Raw genomic sequence first — 21,392 nt, 5'->3', positions numbered from 1 at the left:
TACTGTACTAGAACGGCATCGCCAATACTTCTGCAAAATGATCGGTTGGTCTCCCTACCCGAGGAGACCATGATGATATTTGCGTTCTACGAGGATTCAAAACTGGCGACCCCCGGCCTTATGGATGAAATCTACGATCTTAGATATAGGATCTTCGTGGAAGCGCTTGCGTGGTCAAGCCTTGTCAAGCCGGACCGGCGCGATCGGGACCAGTTTGATGGTGATGATGCGCTGCATGTAGTTGATATCCACGACGGACGGGTGATGGCGTACTCGCGGCTTCTTCCGACGACCAGGCCGCATCTCCTGTCGCACGTGTATCCGGAGCTGGTGCGGGGGCGATCATATCCGAAGGCGCCGGACATCTTCGAATGGACCCGTCTTTGCGCCAGGTCCGAGATCGGAGACGGTGACGTTCTAGCCTCGCGTCGACTGATGGTCGCCATAGCAGAGATCTGTCAGTACCTCGGCATCACGGGTCTTATCGCGCAATCCAAGCCGGGTTGGGTACGGCGGCTGAACCGGCTTGGATGGAATGCGCAACCACTCGCCGATCCCGTGGTCTTTGATGGGCGACCGACCCTTGCGTTGGAGGCGAGAGTCTCTGACCGTACGGTATCTACATCGCGCAAATGCTTGGGAATCGACACTGACATCTTAGACCAACCATCCCTCCGAGACCTCGCCGCTTCCAAAGCAAAACGTCACATCTGCGCAGGAGCGCTGCGCAGGACCGGGGTACTTCAAGCGCAACGAGAGATTGTACCCGAGCCGTTAGATCTATGCTCCTTGCAGGTGGACGGCGCCAACCGCACCTACAGCGCGGCAATGCCGGTGACCTAACCAGACCTGTCATTCCGGGCCCAAGTTGCCTTCTGGCTGTTGGCTACAGCGAGCCGCCCGCAAGCACCTGCAGGCGGTAAGCCCCGTCCAAGGACGAGAGCTCGGCAGTTCGAGTGCCGATCAGCAGTTTGCGGTCCGCCGCGCCAAGAGCGTGCCGAGCCAGGACCGTGCCGAGCCAGCGTTCGCTGAGAGCTGTGCGATCGACGATCGTCACCGCGGAATGACTGGGTGCATTTGCCGATACTTCGCTCTCGGGCGGCAGGAAGCGCGCGGGCTGACTGCGATTGTCGCACCGGACGGCAAGCCGGGCGCGATCGTCTCGGACAAAGTACCGAGCTCACCCGCAGCGTCATGATGAACCGGATGCAGAGATCCGCGACGAGTTCTTGAACGAAACGCTGTTCTTCGACCTTGCGGTTCGGCTCGCTGACAACAACAACCTGCAACCGCATTCATCCAGCACAGCAATTCGCCCAGCCGCTATTGCGGAACGCACATCAAGAGCCGCATTGCCAACCGGCGACCCACCTCGCGGGATACGACCTCTCACGCCGACTTTCGACAGAAGTATACCCCCGTGAGAACCAATCCAACTGCAGCAAAAATGCTCATCGAAAGCTGCTCTCCCAGAAAGATCACGGCTATCAAGAGTGATACGATCGGCTGTCCGAACTGCAGAGGCGCAATCGCCGAGACGCCTCCCTTGTCCAAAGCCCAAAACCATGCGGCGAATCCGATCAAGGTGCAAAAGACCGCAAGAAAGAACAGGGCCCCTCCTCCTACGACCGTCACCCCGGAGATCGCCTCCAAGACAGAGGGCAACAGCGGCGTCACAAGAGCAGCACCGAAGATGATCGACCATGCCGTCGCTCCGAACAGGCCAATTCGCGCAGATGCGCGAGCGCCTGCCACATATCCAATGCTGACCGTAATGGTGCCGATGAGAACGATGACGTCGCCCACCATTGTTCCACTGCCGAAGACATCGCCGTTCGAACGAGCGCCGATCAGAAACGTCTCACCACACAATGCCATCGCACTTCCGATCAGCCAAAGAGTGCGGGGAAATGTCCGGGACAGCACATGCTGGATGATGGATGTAAACACCGGAGCGCAAGCCAAGATGAGAGCCGCGTGCGAAGTCGACGTTCGCGAGAAGCCCAGACCCTGCAGAAAGAACGAGCCACCGAACCCGATCACACCGTTGATCGCAACGGCGATCCAACCTCCCCTATCGGTCGGAAGCGGCGGCCGAAGCAGGAGAACCATTGGTAGGAGGAACATCGCGGCCAGGAGAAGTCTGGACGGCCCGATCAACGATGAGGGCATGTCATGGGCGACCAGTACCGTCGCGGCCGGAGTCGTTCCCCAAAACATGACTGCGATCAGCCCCGAAACATAGGGACCGGATCGACTGGATCCTGACTCAACCGGCGGCAACGGCGCGCCCGAGGAATCGGCTTCCGTATCACCCGATTTGACCAAAGATGCTTCCTCGACCGCCATGTGACTGCCTGTCAGCCCTACGGAATAAATCTCATGAGAGTCGCGCCTTCACGCTGCAAGGCCAACTCATCGCCAGCCAGCGTGATCGACTCGCCTTCGTTCCAAAGCGGCGTCAGGTTTCCGTAAAAGCGCGAGAAGATATGGCCAGATTGGCCGGTCGCAGTCATGAAGCGGGACCGATCCGGATCGCCGAGATCATATAGGGCTCTAAATGTCGGAACGTGTTTCCGCTCGAACGGGCGATCATGGTGCGGCTGCAGAGCACCTCCGCTGTTGAGCGTATACAGGTCCCCGCCACTTCCGACGCCAAGCTCGCTCAATGACCTGAAGATCGGTATCCGCGAGTAGAAGACGTGCGAAAGCGTCGAGATGTGCTCGTCTCCCCACCGCCATTTCGTCAGGTCAGATCCGCGGCGCCTCGAGAGCAGCGCCATAGCTTCTTCGAGAGCCCGCGTCAGACATGCACGACATTCCAGATCCGTCTCTTCGCCCGAAGCGCACCATTTGGGATGCTCCAGGATAAGCTTCCTGAGGAGCGAAGCCGCACATGGCCCGACATACTCAAGCTTCACCTTCGCCTTGTCATCGATCAGCATTCGTCGGAGCGCCTGCATCCACCCGTTGAAAATGAGCGGTTCTGCCCAGTCCTTGTGCATCGTGCCGTCCCACTTCGAGAGCAGCGCGAGGGCTTGCCGTCCCAGTGGACTGGACGGGGTTGCTCGAAGCAAAATCGGCAGAAGATCCTGAGCGGCGAGAGATAGAATGTCGGCCTGCATTTCGGCAGATGTTTCCAGCGAGTGCAATCTGATGTTGTCGAAAAACTGTTGGACTCTTTGCGTCCGATACGGCTCTTCCCAATCGCATCCCATAAAGACATCGTGCCCACACCAGGCCGGTCGACCATTCGCATTATGGATATAGCCACAGGCCGGATTGAACGAGTGCGGCATCTGCTCGAACGGAACGTAGCCTGACCAGTCTGCATCACCTGTTGATCCCGCCGCGGGATGAAGGCCATATTCCGACTTGCGCACTGGGACCCGCCCGAGACTCATGACTCCGATATTGCCGGCGACGTCGGCGTAGAACATATTCTGCGCAGGCGTTTCGTACAGCCGCAGACTATCCTTGAATTCCTCCCAATTCCGCGCCCGATTGAGCTTCAGAAACGCCTCGGCAGTGCGGTCACAATCTCCGAGCCCGCTGAAGGATAGCGCGATGACGCCATCGCTGCCCGCCAGCGCGGCAAGACGCGGGACAGCATCGGATAGCACCGGGCCATGCCGCGACTTGCGGATGGCGAATTTGACGTCGGGCCGACCTCGGACTCGAATCGTCTCTTCATGCCTGTCAAATGCGTGAGAGCCAGCCTGCGCAAGATATTTGGTCGGATCCGACGGATCCAGAGTTTCCACGAACAGATCCTGAACGTCGGACATCGCCGCCGTGGTTCCCCAGGCGATGCTCTCGTTCTGTCCAAGCAGGATCATCGGTACGCCTGGTACTCCGGCTCCCTTCACCCATCCTCCGGGGGTGACGATCCGGCATAAAAACCAGAGCACCGGCGACGACACGTCAAGATGCGGATCGTTCGCGAGGAGCGGATGGCCGCTCGTGGTACGCTCGCCGGCGACGACCCAAGCATTTGAAGCGCCATTGGCCAATCCGAGCAACGCTCCCATCTTGTCTGAAAAGTCGGATTGTCCGCGCGAGCCACCAGACCCACCCGATACCAATGGTCCGGTCTTGCCCCGCATGGGATCCGGATAAAACGGGCCGGCATCGACCGTTCCGATTCTGCTGGTCAACTCGGCTCGATTCAGCTCGGCGAGATAGTTCCGGCTCATTTGCCAAGCCATGAGCTTGCCCCACACGACTGAATCAATGGGAGACCATGGCTCCGGCCGGATTCTCAACCAGACCATCTCAAACGGCAGTTTGCTTCGGTGGGTCGACAAGAATGCATTGACGCCGTCCGCATAGGCCGAAAGCGTGGATTGAGTTTCCGGCGCAAGCGCGGCAAAGCTGGTCTTGGCCAGTTGGTAGAGACCTAGAACACGAATGATTTTGTCTGTGTCGACGAAATCCGCCCCGAAGATTTCGGAAAGTCGCCCCTGTCCAGCACGTCGGTGAATTTCCATCTGAAACAGGCGCTCGCTTGCGTGCAGGTAACCCAGGCACCGCGCGGCATCCTGAAAATTCTCCGAGAAGATATGGGGAACGCCATGCTTGTCGTGATAGATCCTGACCTCGTTCTTCAACCCGGCAAGCCTGCGTTCACCCGATCGCCTTGGCATCGCGCGCACGAAGATCGTCGCAACCAGCGCCAGCCCGAAAAGAAAACACGGCCCAACAACGCATAGCGTCCCTGTCACCACCGCGGCCGTGAAAGCAGGCATCGAAAATGAGTTGTTCAGCACGAACATCAGTCCGAGACGGCCGCCAAGCGCCGCGTCGCCTCCGCGTTCTTCTCTGACGGGGCGATATCGAGGCGAAGGCTCGGATCTCCCATCAGCAGGATCGGCTCATCGCCCAGGCACTCCTCGCGGACCAATCGGACTGATTGTCCGATCGCATAGCCAACCTTGAGAAATTCTGAAATGGCCGCTACGGCAGCTCGGCATATCCTGGCGGGCACGATGAGCAAATGATACGGGCCAATCGCGACGACGGTCATTTCTGGTCCACCGGCGAGGCTCCACAAACCTGGGCCGAGCCCACGACCGCACGCGCCTGTCGGCGCCTCGTACGACACAAGACCCACCGGATGGACCGCGATCGCCACTTGTGTTGGTCCAATGAAGTTCAGATACGAGCCGAGCAACGTCGACGAGAGAGCCGGCAGGTCCGCGGCGGTCAGGAGCCCGATAGCGCATCGGCGTTCCGCTGCCGATAAAACCGCCTTCGACAGTGCCCGATCAGCCGGTCCGATAATGGCAGTCACGCTCGATACGGACGGTGGGCAGAGAGAGGGCAGTTCCCCCCAATCGTTCAACTCGACCAGACGCTTGCAGGTCAGGACAGCGTATAATCGCGCCAAGACCAACGCCTCCGAGTCGACAAGAACCGCCACCAGGGTCTTGGACGAAAACCGAGCATTCAGATGCGCGAACCGACTGCCCGCGGTGATGGTCGTGCGATCCGGGCAGGCAGGGCGAGTGGGAGATGCTGTTGAAGTTGCCGAAAAGAATTCATCGTCATCTGACCGCACCTCGACTGTCCTCAGATGACGCGTAAACGCCTCATCGTGCGGCAGGTCGATCACCCGGTCGGGACGAGCCAGATACGGCAGATGCCCAGGGATCAGATCCTTTTCGAGAAGGGTCTCGAAAGTCGCCCCGAATGCCGACGCGGTGTCACACCGATGAAACACGGTGTCGAACACCCATGTCAGATCGCTCTCGGTCCACGGTTCAAAATGAGCCGCCGCGCGTTCTGAAAGACTCTCCTCCGCCGCTGCATTGACACCAATGTCGTAGCGCATCGGTGTCCAGTCGCAGACAAATCCTGGCTTCTTGAACTTTCCTCCGATGGGAACGCACCCCATCGCCTGATACATCATCAGATTTGCGTCGGACGAATCCGCCCTGATTGACCTGATCCCATTTCGCTTCATGAGCAGAATAATGGCTCCGAACAACAGCCGCAGATGCGCTTTCCGGCGGTATTGCGCCGCGAGGCATAGGTAGCTGACATAGTACTCCTGCCAATCTCGGATGTAGGCAAGACGAACAGCACCTATCAAACGGTTGCCCGCAAGCAAAACGACATTCTTCGAATACCAACCGAAAATGACGTCGTGATAGGATCGCTCCTGAATCCCAAGCTCATCACAGAACACCTCGCCCCGCAGAGACCTAAGCGCGGCAAAATCGTCGGGGCGTCCGAAGCGCAGCTTGATATCATTCGTGACGTCGGCCTCGTCCGTCATGACGGAACCCCTGTCGGAAACACCTTGTCGATGTCGACGGAGCCATATTTCTTGTCCGCTACCGCGTCACCGCCGCAGCTTCCGCGCCGCATATCAACCCATGGAAGTGTTGGAAGTTCGCCCCCGCTTCGCTCTACGTAGCCGTAGTGCTTGTAAGACGTGTAGACGCGAAGAAAGTAGATCCAGAATGACGGAACGTTACAAATGAATTTGAACAGACCTATGCGCCGGATCTGCTCGAGTGGAGGTCTCTGGACCTTGAGCAGCATCTTCCCATAGAGATGGCAGAACTCCTTGATATCGAGCCTTGTGGGGAGCACGGCGTGCTGAAAATCGTAGTACGTCAGGTTCTTGTAAATGAGCGCGTCTTCGTTCCTGGCGTAGTCTGTCGTCCCCGGCATCGGCGTCGCTACAGTGATGTTCGGGATATCGACTTTTCGGCTGCGGATGTAGCTCGTCAAGTTTTCGAACTGTTCTCTTTTGTAGTCGACACCGACGATAAACAGGCCTTCGATCAAGACTTCATGCTTCTTGAGAATCTCGATGGCCCTGTCGTTGTGCGCCACGGAGCTGCCCTTTTCCATGGCACCGAGCTCGGAGTCGGAATAGCTCTCCAGACCCATCCGAAGGCGCTTGAGCCCAACCCGCGACCACAGCGCGACCAAGCTCGGGTCTCTGACAATCGCGTCCGCCCGACTGTAGAACAAGTACTCCTTCTTGATGCCCGCCCGAAGGATCGCTTCACCAATGGCGTGCGCCCGGCGCCCGTCCCCGAAGAAGTGGTCGTCTGTAAATATGACATACGGCTCCTCGATCGTCTTGAGGTACTCGACGATGTATTCCGGGCTCCACGTTAGATACTTTCCGAGGTTCGGCCGCCACAAGTTGCAGAACGAGCATCTTGCGGGACATCCCATGGACGTCCTCAGGGCAGCAACCGGCTTCCACCAGAGGTGATAGTATCTGCCCTTATACTTACCGAGGATGCTTCGGTCCGGGAGGGGGAGGCTGTCGAGATCGAAGGACTTCGGAACGACCGCCTTGCCGTTCGAGAAGAATTTGCCGTTGTCCTGCCAGGCAACGCCTGCCAGATCAGCTACGTTACGCTCGCTTTCCCGGCAGCGCAGGATCAGATCCCGGAAAGAGAGATAAGCCTCTCCCATCATGACGTAGTCAATGTTGGGGTCCGCAAAGTCGGACGGACTTAGGCTAGCATGATGCCCCCCTACCGCAACGATGATCGAAGGGTCGATCTGCTTGACCAGCGCCGCCTGCATCCGCACGAGGTCGACATGCATCGTCCAAGACGTGAATCCGACGAAGTTTGGACGCAGGCGCCTTATCGTCTCGAGCAGGGCCAACGGGCGGCGATCAAGGCGCTGATCCAGCAGAGAAATGTCCACCTCATCCTTGTCCAGCATGGACGCCAGCACTTCGTACTGGATGGGTTCAACAATATAGATCCGGTCGTCTGCCAGATGAATTGGATGATAGTGCTGCGTTACGAACAGGATCTTGTACTTGGAATGCGTCATGTATCCGCCCTCGCCATGCCTGATGCCGCATCGTCACGACGCGCGGTGCGTCCGCCTTTACTCCGCCGGAACCGACCGCTGATTCGTCATGTCTTTCGGATTGACCGCGTCGTCCGTCATGCCAACGATCGGAGATCGCGCGGCCCGTTCATCGTACGGAAGCTCGAGAGACGCCCAGACATCAGAGAGAGCGGCGACCAGCAGGTCGATGTGCACGTCTCGATGGGCCGGTGTCGGAGTCAGACGAAGCCGCTCCGTGCCCTTGCTCACAGTCGGATAATTTATAGGCTGAACATATATCCCGTGTCGTTCCAACAGCATCTGGCTCGCGGCGGTACATTTCTGCGCGTCGCCTACCACGACCGGGATGATATGCGATTCATTGGCCATGACCGGCAGGCGCGCGGCCTGAAGCGCACGCCGGACCCTGCGCGTCACCGCTTGCTGTTGGTCGCGTTCGGCCTTGGACCGGCGCAGATGCCGTACCGCCGCCGTTGCGCTCGCGGCGACGTGTGGCGGTATCGTCGACGTGAAGATGAACGACGGCGCATAGCTTCGGATTGAATCGACGATCGATGCATTTGCGGCGACATAGCCGCCAAGCGATCCGAACCCTTTGGCGAGCGTACCTTGAATGACGTCGATCCGATCTGCGAGGCCGTCTCGATCGCAAATGCCCCCACCTTGAGGTCCATACAGCCCCACGGCATGAACTTCGTCGATGTAGGTCATGGCACCGTACCGTTCAGCGAGAGCAGCGATCCCGCCGATGGGCGCAATACTGCCGCTCATCGAATAGAGACTTTCAAATACGATGAGTTTTGCGCGATTGCGGGGCTCCGCGGCAAGCAGCTGCTCAAGATGCCTCACGTCGTTATGACGCCAGATCTTCTTCTCGCATCTCGAGCGGCTGATACCCTCAATGATCGAGTTATGGTTGTCCGCGTCTGAAAATATCACGCAGTCCGGCAACAGAGTCCCGATGGTGGAGATTGCTGCGAAGTTCGATACCCAGCCTGACGTGAAGACGAGCGCCGCCTCCTTTCCATGCAGACTGGCCAGCTCCTGCTCCAACTCTACGATTTTTTGGTGCGTGCCGGAGATGTTCCTTGTTCCTCCCGCGCCCGTGCCAAAGCTCCGGGACGCTTCCGTGGACGCTTCGATCACATCCGGATGCAGGCCCATGCAGAGATAGTCATTGGAGCACCAGACGGTAACGGGCTGTGGTGCTCGTGTCTCGCCCGGCGGTCGCCAGAGCGCAGTCGGCGCAGTCGGCGCAGTCTCGGGATTGCGCACCAGAGTGGCAAATGTCCGATATCGCCTTTCCTCACGAAGAGCGTCGATCGCCCGGACAAATATGCCTTCATAATTCATCATCGCTGATTCCACTCTATTGAGCGAACACATCGTCGGTGAAGTCGAGGTGGCTTGAGATAGAGCTCCGAGCGGCGGTGGATGACACGGCGATTAGCAGGCAAGCAGCGCCGCGGCGAACGGCACCGACGATGAACGCCGAACAGGCGGCGTGACGTAGGGAGGATGTCCGTCGAAGACGCACTCCTTAACTTTGTGACACGATACTGAACGTCAGGGAGCCGCGTCGAACATTCGCAATATCGCGCCGCATCCTGCTTGGCTCTCGCTCACCGACGCCATCCTTTGTGATTTGTCGCCTTCAACGCGAAGCAGAGCGAGCCCAATGCCCTGTCGTCCATAGCTACCGACGACCACCGCGGGCGGCCATATCCGAAAAATACGGTATCGATACTTCCATGGCCCACAGGCACCGTACAGAACGACGGAGGCAGTCGCGACGCGCGCGATGCATAGCCGCACGTCCTCGGGCGGGGGGATCCGCCCTGGCTCTTTCAGCAGCGAACTTGAGGTTGCAATGAATCTGTCAGCAAACTGCACGCCCACAGACACCGAGCTGCGCCTAGCCAGTCACATTGGCGGCCTGTCGCAAGCCGCCATCGATCAGCTGTCACAAACGTTCAGGAGCAATCACGTCGCTGTCATCGATCAGCTTCTTCCGAAGGATATGGTCGAAGCGCTCACCAGCGAAGCCAATATCCTGCTCGACCGGGAGTCGAAGCGGCGAAAGCTGACCATCAAGGAAAGCGGCAACACACCAAGAGCCTACAGCAGCGTCGGGCGTGACGCTATTTGTCAACATGACGGGATTATTCCGGCCATCTTCAATAGCGACGCGGTTCTCTCCTTCCTCCGGAAGCTCGCCGGTGAGAACATTGAACGGGTTCCTTACCGACCCGAGGAGTATATCATCAACAGCCAGTGCGAGCCTGGCGACACCCATGGATGGCATTGGGACGATTATGCCTATGCCCTCATTTTTGTAATTGAGGCTCCAGATCCGCTCCTCGGGGGACGCGTCGAGTACCTCTCGAACGTCGAATGGCAGAAAGGCTCGACTGAGCCATACCTCCGGCGGGTCCTGCAAGACAACGTCGTTCGGTCTCTCTACGTCAACAGCGGACATTGCTATTTTATGAAGGCGAATACGACACTGCATCGTGTGGCGCCCCTGACGGGATCTACCAAGAGAACCGTTGTGGTCCTGACGTTTGCGTCGCCGGAAGACATGGTGTCGGATTCCATAACGCACAACTCGATGGAAGACATCTATCCAGACGATACCAGGTCTGATGACGCAACAGTCGAGACGGCTAACGTCGAATGACGGTCGGCGTCGAAGTTGCCGGGCTTGGAACCGCTGCGTGCCTGGCGATCAGTAGCCTCATTGCCGCTGACGTCAGTCGCACCACAGGTGTTTTCGAGTTCACGAAGACGCGAATGATCTTCGCGTCTTTTTTCATGCTACCGGTGCTGTTCATCGCCGATGTTCCGCTTCGCGTGAGTGTCGCGGACGCGCTGACGCTCGCGGCATCGAGCCTCATCGGAATTGTGATCGGCGACCTGTCTCTCATTGCCGCAATCAGCAAAATTGGGCCGAAGAAGACCAGCATCATATTCTCATCCAACGTCGTTATCGGCGCCGTGCTGGAGGCTGCCATCTATCACAAGAGGACCACGATAGAGGCAGGAGTTGGTATTCTTCTTGTACTGACTGGGGCGTTGATCGTCATTGCCTTCAGAGGAGGCGCCGGCGCTCCCCTGAATGGACATCTCAACGCCGAACGTCAGAACACGGGCGTCGCATTGGCGGTTCTTGCAGCCGGATGCCAGGCGATCGGCACGCTGATTTCGACTCCCGTCGTAACGGCGGGAACGTCGCCCATCATGGCGACGACAATACGGTTTTGCGCAGCGTCCCTATTGTTTGTCATCATGGGCCGGACCCGCAGCGACGACATCAGGACAGACGCCAGCTCAGCCACCGTTTACGCCAAGATCGTTGTGAGTGCGCTCGTTGGAATGTGCGGCGGCCTGACGCTTCTTATGCTGGCGATCACGAGCGGAAAAATCGCAATATCGATGACATACGCGTCCTCGACGCCGCTGGTGCTCCTGCTTCTGCTCTGGCTTACGCGGGGTGAGAGACCGAATGCAAGTTCGCTCCTGGGCGCAATCACGACAGTGGCGGGCACCGCTTTACTCATCTTCGAAGGGGCACACCAGCGATGAACGCCTTGCTCGACTATTCGGCTGTTGAGGTCGTGTCCCTGCTTAGACGCGGTGACGTGACTCCGCATGATTGCCTTGATGCGGTGGAACAGCGCGTCGGCGAGGTCAACTCGACCGTCAACGCCCTGCCGACGCTCTGCTTCGATAGGGCGCATGATCGTGCATCAAAATTGATGCAGAAGCCTCGCGACGAGCGCGGCCAACTGTCTGGCCTGCCGCTGGTCATCAAGGACCTTCAGAGAGTGTCCGGGGTTCGATCGACAGCCGGATCTCTCATATATAGCGATCATGTTCCAGCCTTCACTGATGCGGTCGTCCAGCACATCGAGGATGAAGGGGGACTTGTATTTGGAAAGTCCAACGTCCCTGAACTCGGCGTTGGCTTCAATTCTCTGAATCCGGTCTTTGACCCGTGTTTGAACCCGTGGAACGTCAAATATTCGCCGGGGGGATCATCTTCCGGTTCGGCTGCTGCTCTGGCGCTGAATATGACGTGGCTTGCTCATGGCTCCGACATGGCGGGATCCTTGCGCATTCCCGCGAGCTTTTGTGGCATTGTTGGGATGAGGCCGTCGCCGGGGCGGGTCGCGATGGCTAACCGCGCAGCCGTTGATCAGACGCTAGCCGTCCAAGGCCCCATGGCGCGAAACGTCGTCGATCTTGCAATGTTCCTTGACGCCATGTCGGGCGAGACCCACAGGGATCTGCTTTCCAAACCACGTCCATTGCGGTCGTTTGCCAGCGCGGCTGAAGTCCAGAAGTTGCCGAAGCGAGTCGCCTTCTCTGCTGATCTGAACATCGGCCCTGTGGACCCCGAAGTCGCTTGCATCGTGCAAAATGCCGCGGCGCGACTTCAGGCCAATGGCGTCGTCGTGGATCAGGCGTCTCCGAATCTAGATGGTGTCCAGCGATGTTTTCGAGTGATGCGTGCTTACGTATTGGCGTGCAGCCTTGGTAGCGTCCTGAGGAAGCAGGGTACGCTGGTGAGATCAACCGATATCAGGGAGAACGTGACCGAGGGGCTGCAGCTGACGATCGACCAGATGCTTGAAGCCGAACAGGCGCGGGTTCGCATCGTGCAGCATGTGGCTGATTTCTTCGAAACATATGATCTCTTGATATGTCCGTCGACAATCGTGCCGGCTCATCCGATCGATCAGCCGACCGTGGTTGAATGTGCAGGCCATGTATTCGATGGCTATTTCGACTGGACAGCGTTGACCTACGTTGCGGCCGTGGCCGGTCTTCCTGCGTTGTCGCTGCCTTGCGGTGTGACGCGGTCGGGTCTGCCAGTAGGACTGCAGGTGATCGGGCCGACAAATGGCGACCACGACGTCATTTCCTGTGCGGCCGCCCTGGAGGACATGCTGTCGTTTCACCAACTCGCTCCTGTTCGTGGAAGGTCGGAGGCAATGGCCTTGTCCGAGAACATCCAGAGGCTGGCGTAGCGGGTCGCAGCGACGAGGACGCCCGCTTCGAGACGAAGGAGATGATATGTCATTGCGTGACGCACTGCAGCCAGGCACTCTCGATCAAGCGATACGCATCCGCAGGGCGCTGCATTCGATTCCGGAGTTAGGGTACAAGGAGCTCAAGACGTCGGCGATGGTTGTGGAGTGTCTGCAAGCGCTCGGTGCCGACGAGATACAGACCGGGATCGGCGGAACCGGTGTGGTCGGCATCATTCGCGGCATCAAAGGGACCGGCACCAGAAAGTATGTGGGGTTGAGGGCAGAGTTGGACGGCCTGGAATTGACGGAGCAGACGGGTCTTGCTTGGCAGTCGCAGAACAGCGGCTGCATGCATGCGTGTGGTCACGACGGCCACATGGCCATTCTGCTCGCCACCGCACGAGAGCTTTCAGCGAACCGTGAGTTTTCCGGAACCGTATGTTGCATCTTCCAGCCCGCTGAGGAGGGGGGAGCGGGTGCAAAAGCGATGATCGAAGATGGATTGCTTGAGAGATTCCCGCTCAGCTCGATCTATGCAATTCATAATGCGCCATGGCTTCCAATCGGAAAGATCGCCATCAATAGCGGGGCGGTGATGGCCGCGGCGGACCGAATCGAAATCTCCGTCCTTGGAGCGGGTGGCCATGGCGGAATTCCCCACCAGACGAGGGATCCGATCGTTGCCACCGCAAACATCATTTCGATGCTGCAAAACGTCGTATCGCGCTATGTGGATCCCGCGGAGGCTGCCGTCATATCTATCGGAGGCATTCACGGCGGTAGCCCTCTCAAGGGCAGCATGATTCCCGATCGGGTCGACTGTGTCGGCACGGTTCGTACATATTGTACGGACGTTCAATCGACTATTGAGAAGAAGATCCGAGATATCGTGGACCACGTCTGCGATGCCCATGATTTGACGGGATTGGTGACCTACAAGAAGCTCTATCCAGCCACGATCAATCATGCGGACCGCGCTGCTCTCGTGACCAGCGTTGCAGACAGCTTGCTCGATCAAGACGACATCCTGAGCAACGTTCGTCCAAGCATGGCCGGAGAGGACTTCTCGTTCTTTCTACAAAAGGTCCCGGGAGCATATTGCTTGATTGGTCAGGGGGCGGACAGCGCTGCCAGCCTGCACAGCCCCTCATATGATTTCGACGATCGCAATATCGAGCGTGCCGCGCTGCTGTTGAAGCGCATAGCCCTTAGGGAACTGGCGTTCACTTGATGCTCCTCAAATGGAAAGACAGGGTTCTAATGCCCTTCTCTCCGATTCAATTCCTGTTCGAGCTTGACCTCATAGGCCACCTGCGGCCGCTGCGCAGAAGAGCGAATACCGCGCAACGACCAAGACAACGACAGAGTCCAACATCGGCACCAAAGTGCAGGCAGATGCCTGTGGGACATTCAGCAGGTTGCTAGAGGTCGCGCTGCATGAATATGCTCAGCGGGTCAATGCCGTAACCGCCAAACGGCGGAATTTCGAAGAAGCCGTTCTTTCGATACAATGCTATCGCGGAATGCTGCAAATATCCGGTTTCCAAACGAATACAAGATAGCCCTGCCCCTCGCGAGGCCTGCACGATCGTATCCAGCAGATCTTGCGCGACCCCCAGGCCCCTATAGGCAGGATCTACATACATGCGTTTCAACTCACCATAGTCAGGTGACAAGACGAGGGCCGTGCAGCCAATCGCCCTGTCGTTGATCTGAGCGACGAAGAAAAGAGTATCGTCCTTCGCCAACTCATTCACATCGATCAAGTGGTTGCTTTCTTGCGGGTAAAGCGACGCATAATATTCGTCTGCGTCTCTGAGCATACGGACGACATCTGCGTGAAAGGGATTTCCCTTCGCGATCTCGACGCCTCCACCCTGCTTGTTCATCTCCAGCAACTCCATTGCACGCACATCGATGTATGACGATGATATCTTTCATGTCGTAACAAGGATAGCGAACTACGCCGAAAAAGATAGAACGGGCACGAAGAATCTAGGATCTGTTACCAAGATCTCGCCAAGCCAAGGCAGACGACTCTCTCGTCATCGCTCAAGCCCCGGCTCATCACCCGTGAGGCCATAGCCGCTTTCATCTGCGCTCCCCTCAACGTCTTCGATCAGATCGTGCAGGCAGGAAGTATGCCGAAGCCCGCACTCATTGGCGCTCGCCGAGGAGCATGGAACATCGGAGAGCTTGATTGTGCCAATGATCGGCTGCCTTCGGATGACAGTGATTCTGACAACGACGAGACGTGGAGTGATGCCGATGCCAAAATCGAAAGGGCATCCCCGATCCAAAGGCTTCTGTAGCGCGCGTCGGCTCGGTTGATTGGCTTTTCCGCGAATATGCGCAGACAAAGGCATGTCTCGAAAAGGTCTCGAAGCGCTCGCGACCCGGCTACGAGCACAGCATGCAAGCCATCTGCGACGTGCGCAACAGAGGAGGCGAGCGCATCGGGTGCTTGCCGATCAAGAGTATCGCCCCGCGTGCCGCTGATAAGCTCTACGAAATGTTCATCAGGGATGACGCGGGCGAGAGCACACTCTTTCGGCGCGGCGAGAAATTCGTTGGCCTGTGCCGCAAGGCATGGCGCGTGGTTCGTCGACTGTACCCGGCCGAATTCGCCAGGGATATCCCGAATCCTTGGCCCGGAGTAACGCCGGCTACGCCAAGCGCACGGCTCCGCGCATCCTTGCGGCAGCACGCAAACGACGAGCGCACGTTTTGGCGAACACAACGCAAACAGAGTTTCGGAATGCGGCGCCTGGCGAGGTTCAGAACAACAAAATCGTAAAGATATAAGATACCGACTGGGCTCCGGAAATCTGGCTGGGGCGGGAGGGATCGAACCTCCGAATGGCGGAATCAAAATCCGCTGCCTTACCGCTTGGCTACGCCCCATCAGGCCCGGCGGATCGGCATGGCGCGCGGGCGCCATGCGATTCCGGATCGGCGCCCGTGGTCTACAGAGCGCGCCGGCCCATTTCAACCGCTGCGCCGCAGGAAATTTGCGCGGGCTCCGGGTGATCCGCCGCGCTCGCCGATTCGTCAATCTGAACAAGCCTTTACCCTGTCCCGCCGGGGCCGCCGCGGCCGCCCGCCGCAGCGCCACGCGAAAAAGTTGAGACCCGGCCGGTTTCATGGGATGACGGCGGCCAAACCGGCCAATTTCGACCCCTGAGGACACGCCATGACCTATCGCGCCCCGCTCAACGACATGCTGCTCGCCCTCAACCATGGCGCCGGGCTGAAGGCGGCGGTCGAGGCCGGCCATTACGGCGATTTCGACCCCGACATCACCGCCGCCGTGCTCGAGGAAGCCGGCAAGTTCGCCACCGACGTGCTCGCCCCGCTCAACCAGATCGGCGACAGGAACGGCGTCAAGCTCGCCGACAAGAAGGTCACCACCGCGCCGGGCTGGCCGGATGCCTACAAGCGCTGGACCGAGGCCGGCTGGAACGCGGTGTCCGGCCCCGAGGCGCATGGCGGCCAGGGCCTGCCGCTGGCCATCAACGCCGCCTGCACCGAGATCTGGAGCGCGGCCAACGTCGCCTTCGGCCTGTGCCCGCTGCTGACCTTGTCGGCCATCGAGGCGCTCGACGCCCATGGCAGCAAGGAGCTGAAGGACATCTATCTCGGCAAGCTGATCTCCGGCGAATGGACCGGCACGATGCAACTGACCGAGCCGCAGGCCGGCTCCGACGTCGGCGCCTTGCGTACCCGCGCCGAGCGGGCCGCGGACGGCAGCTACCGCATCACCGGAGCCAAGATCTTCATCACCTATGGCGACCACGACATGACCGACAACATCGTGCATTTCGTGCTCGCGCGGCTGCCGGACGCGCCGGCCGGCACCAAGGGCATCTCTCTGTTCCTGATCCCGAAATTCCTCGTCAATGCCGACGGCTCGCTCGGCGCCCGCAACGACATCTACGCCACCGGCGTCGAGCACAAGCTCGGCATGCACGCCTCGCCGACCTGCACCATGACGATGGGCGACAATGGCGGCGCCATCGGCTATCTCATCGGCGAAGAAAACGCCGGCATGCGCTGCATGTTCACGATGATGAACCAGGCGCGGCTCGGAGTCGGCCTCGAAGGCGTCGGCGTCGCCGATCGCGCCTATCAGCAGGCGCTCGCCTACGCGCAGGACCGCCGCCAAGGCCGCGCCGTCGGCAGCAAAGGCACCGGCTCGGACGCGATCATCGCCCATCCCGACGTCAAGCGCATGCTGATGCAGATGCGCGTCCTGACCGCCGCGTCGCGCTCGATCTGCTACGCGACCGCCGTGGCGCTCGACGTCGCCGTGCGCGCCAAGGATCCCGCCGTGCGCGCCGAGGCGGCCGCGCGCGGCGCGCTGCTGACGCCGATCGCCAAGGCGTTCTCCACCGACATCGGCAACGAGGTCGCCTATCTCGGCGTGCAGATCCATGGCGGCATGGGCTTCATCGAGGAGACCGGCGCCGCGCAGCACTATCGCGACGCGCGCATCACCGCGATCTACGAGGGCACCAACGGCATCCAGGCGATCGACCTCGTCACCCGCAAACTGGGTGCGAACGGCGGCGCCTCGGTGTTCAAGCTGCTCGACGAGCTCACCGACATCGTCCGCCGCGTCGAGGCCTCCAACGATCCGGCGTTCGGCACGACAGGCGCCAAGCTGCGCGACGCGCTCGGCGCGCTCGACCGCTCCAGCCGCTGGCTGTTGGAGAAGCTGGCGACAGCCCCGAACGACGCGCTTGCCGGCGCCACGCCGTACTTGCGCCTGTTCGGTTCGGCGCTCGGCGGCTGCATGCTGGCCAACGAGGCGCTCGCCGCGCGCAGCGAGAGCGAGACCGTCGGCGCCCGTCACGTGGCGCTGGCACGGTTCTTCGCCGAGACGTTTGCCGTGCAGGCGCCGTCCCTGGAAAAGACCGTCACCGACGGCGCCGATGCGGTGCTCGGCGCCGAGGCCGTGCTGGTGGCGTGAGTTCGACTCGGTCGTGACAGCGCAGCTTTGACGTCCTTACATCATGGCTGATCACCGGGCTCCCACCCTCCCCTGGAGGGAGAGGGTCGCCTCACGAGGAGCGCAGCGAAACGTGAGGCGGGGTGGGGTGATGTCTCCACACGCACCCGTGCCGGTGGAGACATCACCCCACCCCGCTCGCCCGCTTCGCGCGCGATCGACCCTCCCCCTCCAGGGGAGGGTGAGCACCGGCCATGTAGCATCGTGTGATCCACAATCTCAAACAGCATGTCACGATCAGCTCGGAGCGTAGCTCGGCATGAGCATCCGCGCTCTCGCGACGCGCTCCGCGCCCGAGCTATGAGCTAAATTCCCGCCCTCACCGAGTGGAGGGCGCGAGGAAGGCCGGACCTCGGCTGAGGCCCGTGGCCCGCCTGCAGAAAAAAAGCAGGCGGCAGTCACCACAGGTACAGCCGGACAGACCCGGCCTTCCCCGCGCGATGGTTTTAACGGTCTATAGCGCGCTCTTCCTGGTGCACCGGGCTTTCTGGCCACCATGTCGCGCAATGCGCTCTCGCGCATTACGCTTGATACTAGCGTCGGAGTATCAGAACCACACGCCTTCACCGTCCGCGAGCAGCCGTTCGTCCGTGCCAACAGCACTGCGCCCGCCCGCGTCCACCGCATCCCGCTGCCAACGTCCGTGACGACCGCGAAGCGTCCCCTACCGTGCAACGGGATGGGCGTACCATAATGCTGATTTTGGGAAACGACAAAGCGATTTATGTTTTTCAGCAAACCTTGACACGATCATTTCGGGTCAACGTGATTTGCCCGACAGGCGCGCGCGCCCGCCGAGGCTCCCAATTCAGACCTCGGAGCCGGAAAGGCTCGATGCACCCTGCGGCTCTCCCGCTCATGCTTGACTTTCTCCGCGCGGTACGGACAGTTCCGGCCACCGCTCCCGTCGCGATCGTGATCACGGAATTCGCGCCGCTTCGCGAAGGGATTGGTGAGCCTCTGCATAGTTCATCGTTTTTGATCATGCCCATTCGGAGAACCATATGAAATCGCTCGTTGCCCCACTATTTGCCGTCGCCCTCCTGCTGTCATCTGCGCCGGCGTCGGCGGTCGTCCTCGATCTGTCGACCATGAGCTGCAAGCAGTTCGTCGAAAGCGGCGACGACACCATCAAGATGGTGCTGATCTGGCTGGACGGCTGGTACAAGGGCGATCAGGACGAAGCGCTGTTCGACACCGAGGAGTTCATCGCGAACGCCAAGAAGTTCGGCGCGTACTGCGCCGAGCATCCGACGGTCAGCATCGTGACGGCGGCCGAGAAGATCCTCGGCAAGTAACCGGCGACGCGCACCATCCGTGTCGCGTAGGGCGGGTTGGTGTTAGTGTGACCCGCCTTTCCACCGCGCCGCCAAGGGCGGATGACGCTCCGCTCATCCGCCCTCCTCCGTTGTCTCAAATGCCGAGCCATTCCAGTCCGCCCGGCAGCTCATCCGCGGCAAAATCGACTTGCAGCACGCGGCGATGGCCGGGCTGCACGGATAGTTCCGAGGCGTGCAGGATCGGTGTTGCATACAGCCAGATGTCGCCCGGCTCGGCGTGGCACGCGACGGTGCCGCACCGCGCGACGACGATCGGCACATCGGCTTCCGGGATGCGGCCGAGGCAGTGTGAGCCTGGCGCAATCAGGAGCGGGGCGTTGCCGTCGGGCACGGCGTCGAGGTGGACACGCAAGGTGACCATCCGCGCCAGCACCTCGTAAGGCGGCGCGACGTGCTGCAGGCCGCCCTTGGTGGTCCAGGGACCGAAACCCGAGAGCTCGATGCGCTCGCGCACTACGATGGTCCGGTCCTGATGCCACGGGACCGCCCAATTCATCTGCGGCGTCTTGTCGAAATAGACGGCGCGCACCGGGCGCGCGGCATCGCCGAGAACGGCGGCGGCGGCGCGGCCGACCGGACCGTCATTGGCGAGCAACGGCGTCAGCGCGGCAACACCGTGCAGCCGGGTGCCGGCCTGCGCCGGTGCGTGGCGGGACAGCGCGGCGGCGAGAGCGTGCAAAGCGGACGCATCGAGTGCCGTCGTGACGTGCAGCGCGCCGGCGTCGGTGAACTGCGATTTCTGCTGGGAAGAGAGCGCGAAGGTCATGCGCGCAGGAGACTAGAGTGCGCCGCGGGAGCTTGGCAATCGCTCTTCTTTCCCGCCGCCGAGTTCGCAATCCATGCCCACGATGGACATGAGATGCGAGCGCGATGGGGCCACCGGCGTCAAGCTTCGGTCTTGGTCCGGCATCAGGACGGCGGCGTCCGGACATAATCAGACGCAACTGGCGCCGCCAGTTTCGGGCGGCAGTTGCGTTGAAGAAGCGGGCCGAACGCCCACCGCGCGGCCCGGCTTCCTTCTTCACGCGAGAGTCCCATGTCGATCAGCTCTGTCACAACGCCCGTCGCGGCCACCGCGTCCCAGGCAAGCACCGCCACGCAATCCACCTCGTCCACGTCTCAGACGTCGTCGTCCTCGGCCACCAGCTCCGCCAGCGCCACGTCTGAAAGTTCTTCCGGCAGCGGCGGCTCATCGTCGGGTAAGACCGTGGTCAGCGAGGTCTCGATCACCCTCGACGGGATCACCACAACGACGATCACCTATTCCGACGGCTCGACCGAGGTGACCAAGACTGCCGCTGCCTCGAACGGAAGCGGCAACAACGCGCAGACCTACAATGCGCAGGGCGCGACCAATGGCGCAGCCAGCAGCACGGCTGCGTCGAGCCAAGGCGTGACGGCCTGAGGCTCGTTCGGAATCCCCGCGCCGTCCTACGAGCTGTGGGTCGCGCCGAGCGATGGCGTGGCGCCGATCGCGAGCGTCGCATCCGAACGCGCCGGTTCCGAATGAGGAACTGGACGAGCATTACAACAGCAAAACGCGCTGCGACGCACGCGTCGCGGTGACGCCGTGAAGCAACAGTCCGCGCGCGATGTCATGCGCGGCCCATTGTTAATTTGCCCCGGCGCGCCGAGTCACGCCTGCTGGCAGGCGGCTACGACAATGGGGAGACGACGATGTTGCGAAGCGTGATCGGCGCGGGAGTGCTGGTGCTGGCGATGGGGTCCGAGTTGCAGGCGGCCAACGAAGCAGGTCCGGAGACGCGGATGTCGTGCTCCGAGGTTCGCTACTACGTCGAGAAATATACCGCCGAGGTGGCCGAGATGTATGCGCGCAGCCGGGGCGCCACCGACGCCCAGATCAGCCGGGCCCGGCGCTGCCTATCGCCGGTTCACTTCCGCCGGGCGGAGCGGTCGCACAGCTATACGGAGTGAGACGGCAGCCCATGTTGGCTTGCTCGTTGTTGTCATCGCTCCCTCCACCGTCATTCCGGGGCGCCCGCAGGGCGAGCCCGGAATCCATACTCACGATGGTGGTGAGGTGCGAGCGGCATGTGGCGCGTGCTCGCCTCAAACTGAGGCCTGTGGTTATGGATTCCGGGCTCATTCACGCTGCTTCAAACGGCTGCGCCGTTTGCGCGCGAATGCCCCGGAATGACGACTGGGAGA

17 protein-coding genes and 1 tRNA gene are annotated in these 21,392 nt (G+C 60.4%); 9 read left to right on the top strand and 9 right to left on the bottom strand.

Annotated features, from left to right (window positions below; all coding sequences use genetic code 11):
• The first annotated feature begins 72 nt into the window (after window positions 1-72).
• Window positions 73-843 (top strand): acyl-homoserine-lactone synthase, encoded by a 771-nt coding sequence (locus tag QX041_RS00745; RefSeq protein WP_316164275.1) that lies wholly within the window; start codon window positions 73-75, stop codon window positions 841-843.
• Window positions 844-886: 43 nt separating this feature from the next.
• Here QX041_RS00745 and QX041_RS00740 read toward each other — a convergent pair whose 3' ends face one another.
• The 6 genes from QX041_RS00740 to hemA form a co-directional block, all read right to left on the bottom strand.
• Window positions 887-1,057, bottom strand: coding sequence for a hypothetical protein (locus QX041_RS00740; RefSeq protein WP_316164274.1), 171 nt, complete (start codon window positions 1,055-1,057; stop codon window positions 887-889).
• Window positions 1,058-1,389: 332 nt separating this feature from the next.
• A complete protein-coding gene (locus QX041_RS00735; RefSeq protein ID WP_316164273.1) occupies window positions 1,390-2,349 on the bottom strand; it encodes a DMT family transporter in 960 nt (319 codons plus the stop codon).
• A 17-nt stretch (window positions 2,350-2,366) separates the two neighbouring features.
• Window positions 2,367-4,775 (bottom strand): penicillin acylase family protein, encoded by a 2,409-nt coding sequence (locus QX041_RS00730; protein ID WP_316164272.1) that lies wholly within the window; start codon window positions 4,773-4,775, stop codon window positions 2,367-2,369.
• Window positions 4,775-6,280, bottom strand: coding sequence for a hypothetical protein (locus tag QX041_RS00725; RefSeq protein ID WP_316164271.1), 1,506 nt, complete (start codon window positions 6,278-6,280; stop codon window positions 4,775-4,777). Before QX041_RS00725 ends, QX041_RS00730 begins: the two co-directional genes overlap by 1 nt.
• Window positions 6,277-7,815: a B12-binding domain-containing radical SAM protein gene (locus QX041_RS00720; protein WP_316164270.1), complete on the bottom strand. Its 1,539-nt coding sequence runs from the start codon at window positions 7,813-7,815 to the stop codon at window positions 6,277-6,279. The genes QX041_RS00725 and QX041_RS00720 overlap by 4 nt, the downstream gene beginning before the upstream one ends.
• Window positions 7,816-7,872: 57 nt before the next feature.
• The gene (gene hemA / locus QX041_RS00715) at window positions 7,873-9,189 is read right to left on the bottom strand and encodes a 5-aminolevulinate synthase (protein WP_316164819.1); all 1,317 of its coding nucleotides are present in this window, start codon (window positions 9,187-9,189) and stop codon (window positions 7,873-7,875) included.
• A gap of 517 nt (window positions 9,190-9,706) precedes the next feature.
• On the opposite strand from hemA, the gene QX041_RS00710 reads away from it, so the two are divergent.
• Genes QX041_RS00710 through QX041_RS00695 form a run of 4 tightly spaced genes read left to right on the top strand, consistent with a single transcriptional unit; the run spans window position 9,707 to window position 14,103 of the window.
• The gene (locus tag QX041_RS00710; protein WP_316164269.1) at window positions 9,707-10,516 is read left to right on the top strand and encodes a hypothetical protein; all 810 of its coding nucleotides are present in this window, start codon (window positions 9,707-9,709) and stop codon (window positions 10,514-10,516) included.
• Complete coding sequence (locus tag QX041_RS00705; RefSeq protein ID WP_316164268.1) at window positions 10,513-11,421, top strand: DMT family transporter; 909 nt, start codon at window positions 10,513-10,515, stop codon at window positions 11,419-11,421. The genes QX041_RS00710 and QX041_RS00705 overlap by 4 nt, the downstream gene beginning before the upstream one ends.
• Entirely contained in the window at window positions 11,418-12,869 is a 1,452-nt protein-coding gene (locus QX041_RS00700) for an amidase (RefSeq protein ID WP_316164267.1), read from the top strand. The genes QX041_RS00705 and QX041_RS00700 overlap by 4 nt, the downstream gene beginning before the upstream one ends.
• Window positions 12,870-12,915: 46 nt before the next feature.
• Window positions 12,916-14,103, top strand: coding sequence for an amidohydrolase (locus QX041_RS00695; RefSeq protein WP_316164266.1), 1,188 nt, complete (start codon window positions 12,916-12,918; stop codon window positions 14,101-14,103).
• A 190-nt stretch (window positions 14,104-14,293) separates the two neighbouring features.
• Here QX041_RS00695 and QX041_RS00690 read toward each other — a convergent pair whose 3' ends face one another.
• On the bottom strand, window positions 14,294-14,761 hold the full coding sequence (locus tag QX041_RS00690; protein WP_316162915.1) for a GNAT family N-acetyltransferase: 468 nt from the start codon (window positions 14,759-14,761) through the stop codon (window positions 14,294-14,296).
• Between the two features lie 940 nt (window positions 14,762-15,701).
• A tRNA-Gln gene (locus QX041_RS00685) sits at window positions 15,702-15,776 on the bottom strand.
• A 289-nt stretch (window positions 15,777-16,065) separates the two neighbouring features.
• Here QX041_RS00685 and QX041_RS00680 point away from each other — a divergent pair.
• The gene (locus tag QX041_RS00680; protein ID WP_315828096.1) at window positions 16,066-17,844 is read left to right on the top strand and encodes an acyl-CoA dehydrogenase; all 1,779 of its coding nucleotides are present in this window, start codon (window positions 16,066-16,068) and stop codon (window positions 17,842-17,844) included.
• Window positions 17,845-18,887: 1,043 nt separating this feature from the next.
• Window positions 18,888-19,181: an HdeA/HdeB family chaperone gene (locus QX041_RS00675; protein ID WP_315715557.1), complete on the top strand. Its 294-nt coding sequence runs from the start codon at window positions 18,888-18,890 to the stop codon at window positions 19,179-19,181.
• A gap of 115 nt (window positions 19,182-19,296) precedes the next feature.
• On the opposite strand, the gene QX041_RS00670 is transcribed toward QX041_RS00675, so the two are convergent.
• Window positions 19,297-19,989 carry a phytanoyl-CoA dioxygenase family protein gene (locus QX041_RS00670; RefSeq protein ID WP_315715556.1) on the bottom strand — a complete coding sequence of 231 codons (693 nt, stop codon included), beginning with the start codon at window positions 19,987-19,989 and terminating at the stop codon, window positions 19,297-19,299.
• 270 nt (window positions 19,990-20,259) lie between these two features.
• On the opposite strand from QX041_RS00670, the gene QX041_RS00665 reads away from it, so the two are divergent.
• Complete coding sequence (locus QX041_RS00665) at window positions 20,260-20,628, top strand: hypothetical protein (protein WP_315715555.1); 369 nt, start codon at window positions 20,260-20,262, stop codon at window positions 20,626-20,628.
• Window positions 20,629-20,900: 272 nt separating this feature from the next.
• Window positions 20,901-21,158, top strand: a complete 258-nt coding sequence (locus tag QX041_RS00660) for a hypothetical protein (protein WP_315715554.1) — start codon at window positions 20,901-20,903, stop codon at window positions 21,156-21,158.
• Window positions 21,159-21,392 lie beyond the last annotated feature (234 nt).

The sequence above is a fragment of the Bradyrhizobium sp. SZCCHNRI2009 genome, from assembly GCF_032485115.1.
Taxonomy (GTDB): Bacteria; Pseudomonadota; Alphaproteobacteria; order Rhizobiales; family Xanthobacteraceae; genus Bradyrhizobium.
The sequence above is the reverse complement of the archived record's forward strand: the minus strand, read 5'-3'. Positions and strand labels throughout refer to the sequence as shown.

Excerpts from the sequence above, each read along its gene's own strand:
- QX041_RS00690 (WP_316162915.1), bottom strand. The coding sequence starts at position 14,761 with ATGAACAAGCAGGGTGGAGGCGTCGAGATCGCGAAGGGAAATCCCTTT.
- QX041_RS00700 (WP_316164267.1), top strand. The coding sequence starts at position 11,418 with ATGAACGCCTTGCTCGACTATTCGGCTGTTGAGGTCGTGTCCCTGCTT.
- QX041_RS00705 (WP_316164268.1), top strand. The coding sequence starts at position 10,513 with ATGACGGTCGGCGTCGAAGTTGCCGGGCTTGGAACCGCTGCGTGCCTG.
- QX041_RS00720 (WP_316164270.1), bottom strand. The coding sequence starts at position 7,815 with ATGACGCATTCCAAGTACAAGATCCTGTTCGTAACGCAGCACTATCAT.
- QX041_RS00710 (WP_316164269.1), top strand. The coding sequence starts at position 9,707 with ATGAATCTGTCAGCAAACTGCACGCCCACAGACACCGAGCTGCGCCTA.
- QX041_RS00665 (WP_315715555.1), top strand. The coding sequence starts at position 20,260 with ATGTCGATCAGCTCTGTCACAACGCCCGTCGCGGCCACCGCGTCCCAG.
- QX041_RS00730 (WP_316164272.1), bottom strand. The coding sequence starts at position 4,775 with ATGTTCGTGCTGAACAACTCATTTTCGATGCCTGCTTTCACGGCCGCG.
- QX041_RS00680 (WP_315828096.1), top strand. The coding sequence starts at position 16,066 with ATGACCTATCGCGCCCCGCTCAACGACATGCTGCTCGCCCTCAACCAT.
- QX041_RS00735 (WP_316164273.1), bottom strand. The coding sequence starts at position 2,349 with ATGGCGGTCGAGGAAGCATCTTTGGTCAAATCGGGTGATACGGAAGCC.
- QX041_RS00670 (WP_315715556.1), bottom strand. The coding sequence starts at position 19,989 with ATGACCTTCGCGCTCTCTTCCCAGCAGAAATCGCAGTTCACCGACGCC.
- QX041_RS00745 (WP_316164275.1), top strand. The coding sequence starts at position 73 with ATGATATTTGCGTTCTACGAGGATTCAAAACTGGCGACCCCCGGCCTT.
- hemA (WP_316164819.1), bottom strand. The coding sequence starts at position 9,189 with ATGAATTATGAAGGCATATTTGTCCGGGCGATCGACGCTCTTCGTGAG.
- QX041_RS00660 (WP_315715554.1), top strand. The coding sequence starts at position 20,901 with ATGTTGCGAAGCGTGATCGGCGCGGGAGTGCTGGTGCTGGCGATGGGG.
- QX041_RS00725 (WP_316164271.1), bottom strand. The coding sequence starts at position 6,280 with ATGACGGACGAGGCCGACGTCACGAATGATATCAAGCTGCGCTTCGGA.
- QX041_RS00675 (WP_315715557.1), top strand. The coding sequence starts at position 18,888 with ATGAAATCGCTCGTTGCCCCACTATTTGCCGTCGCCCTCCTGCTGTCA.
- QX041_RS00695 (WP_316164266.1), top strand. The coding sequence starts at position 12,916 with ATGTCATTGCGTGACGCACTGCAGCCAGGCACTCTCGATCAAGCGATA.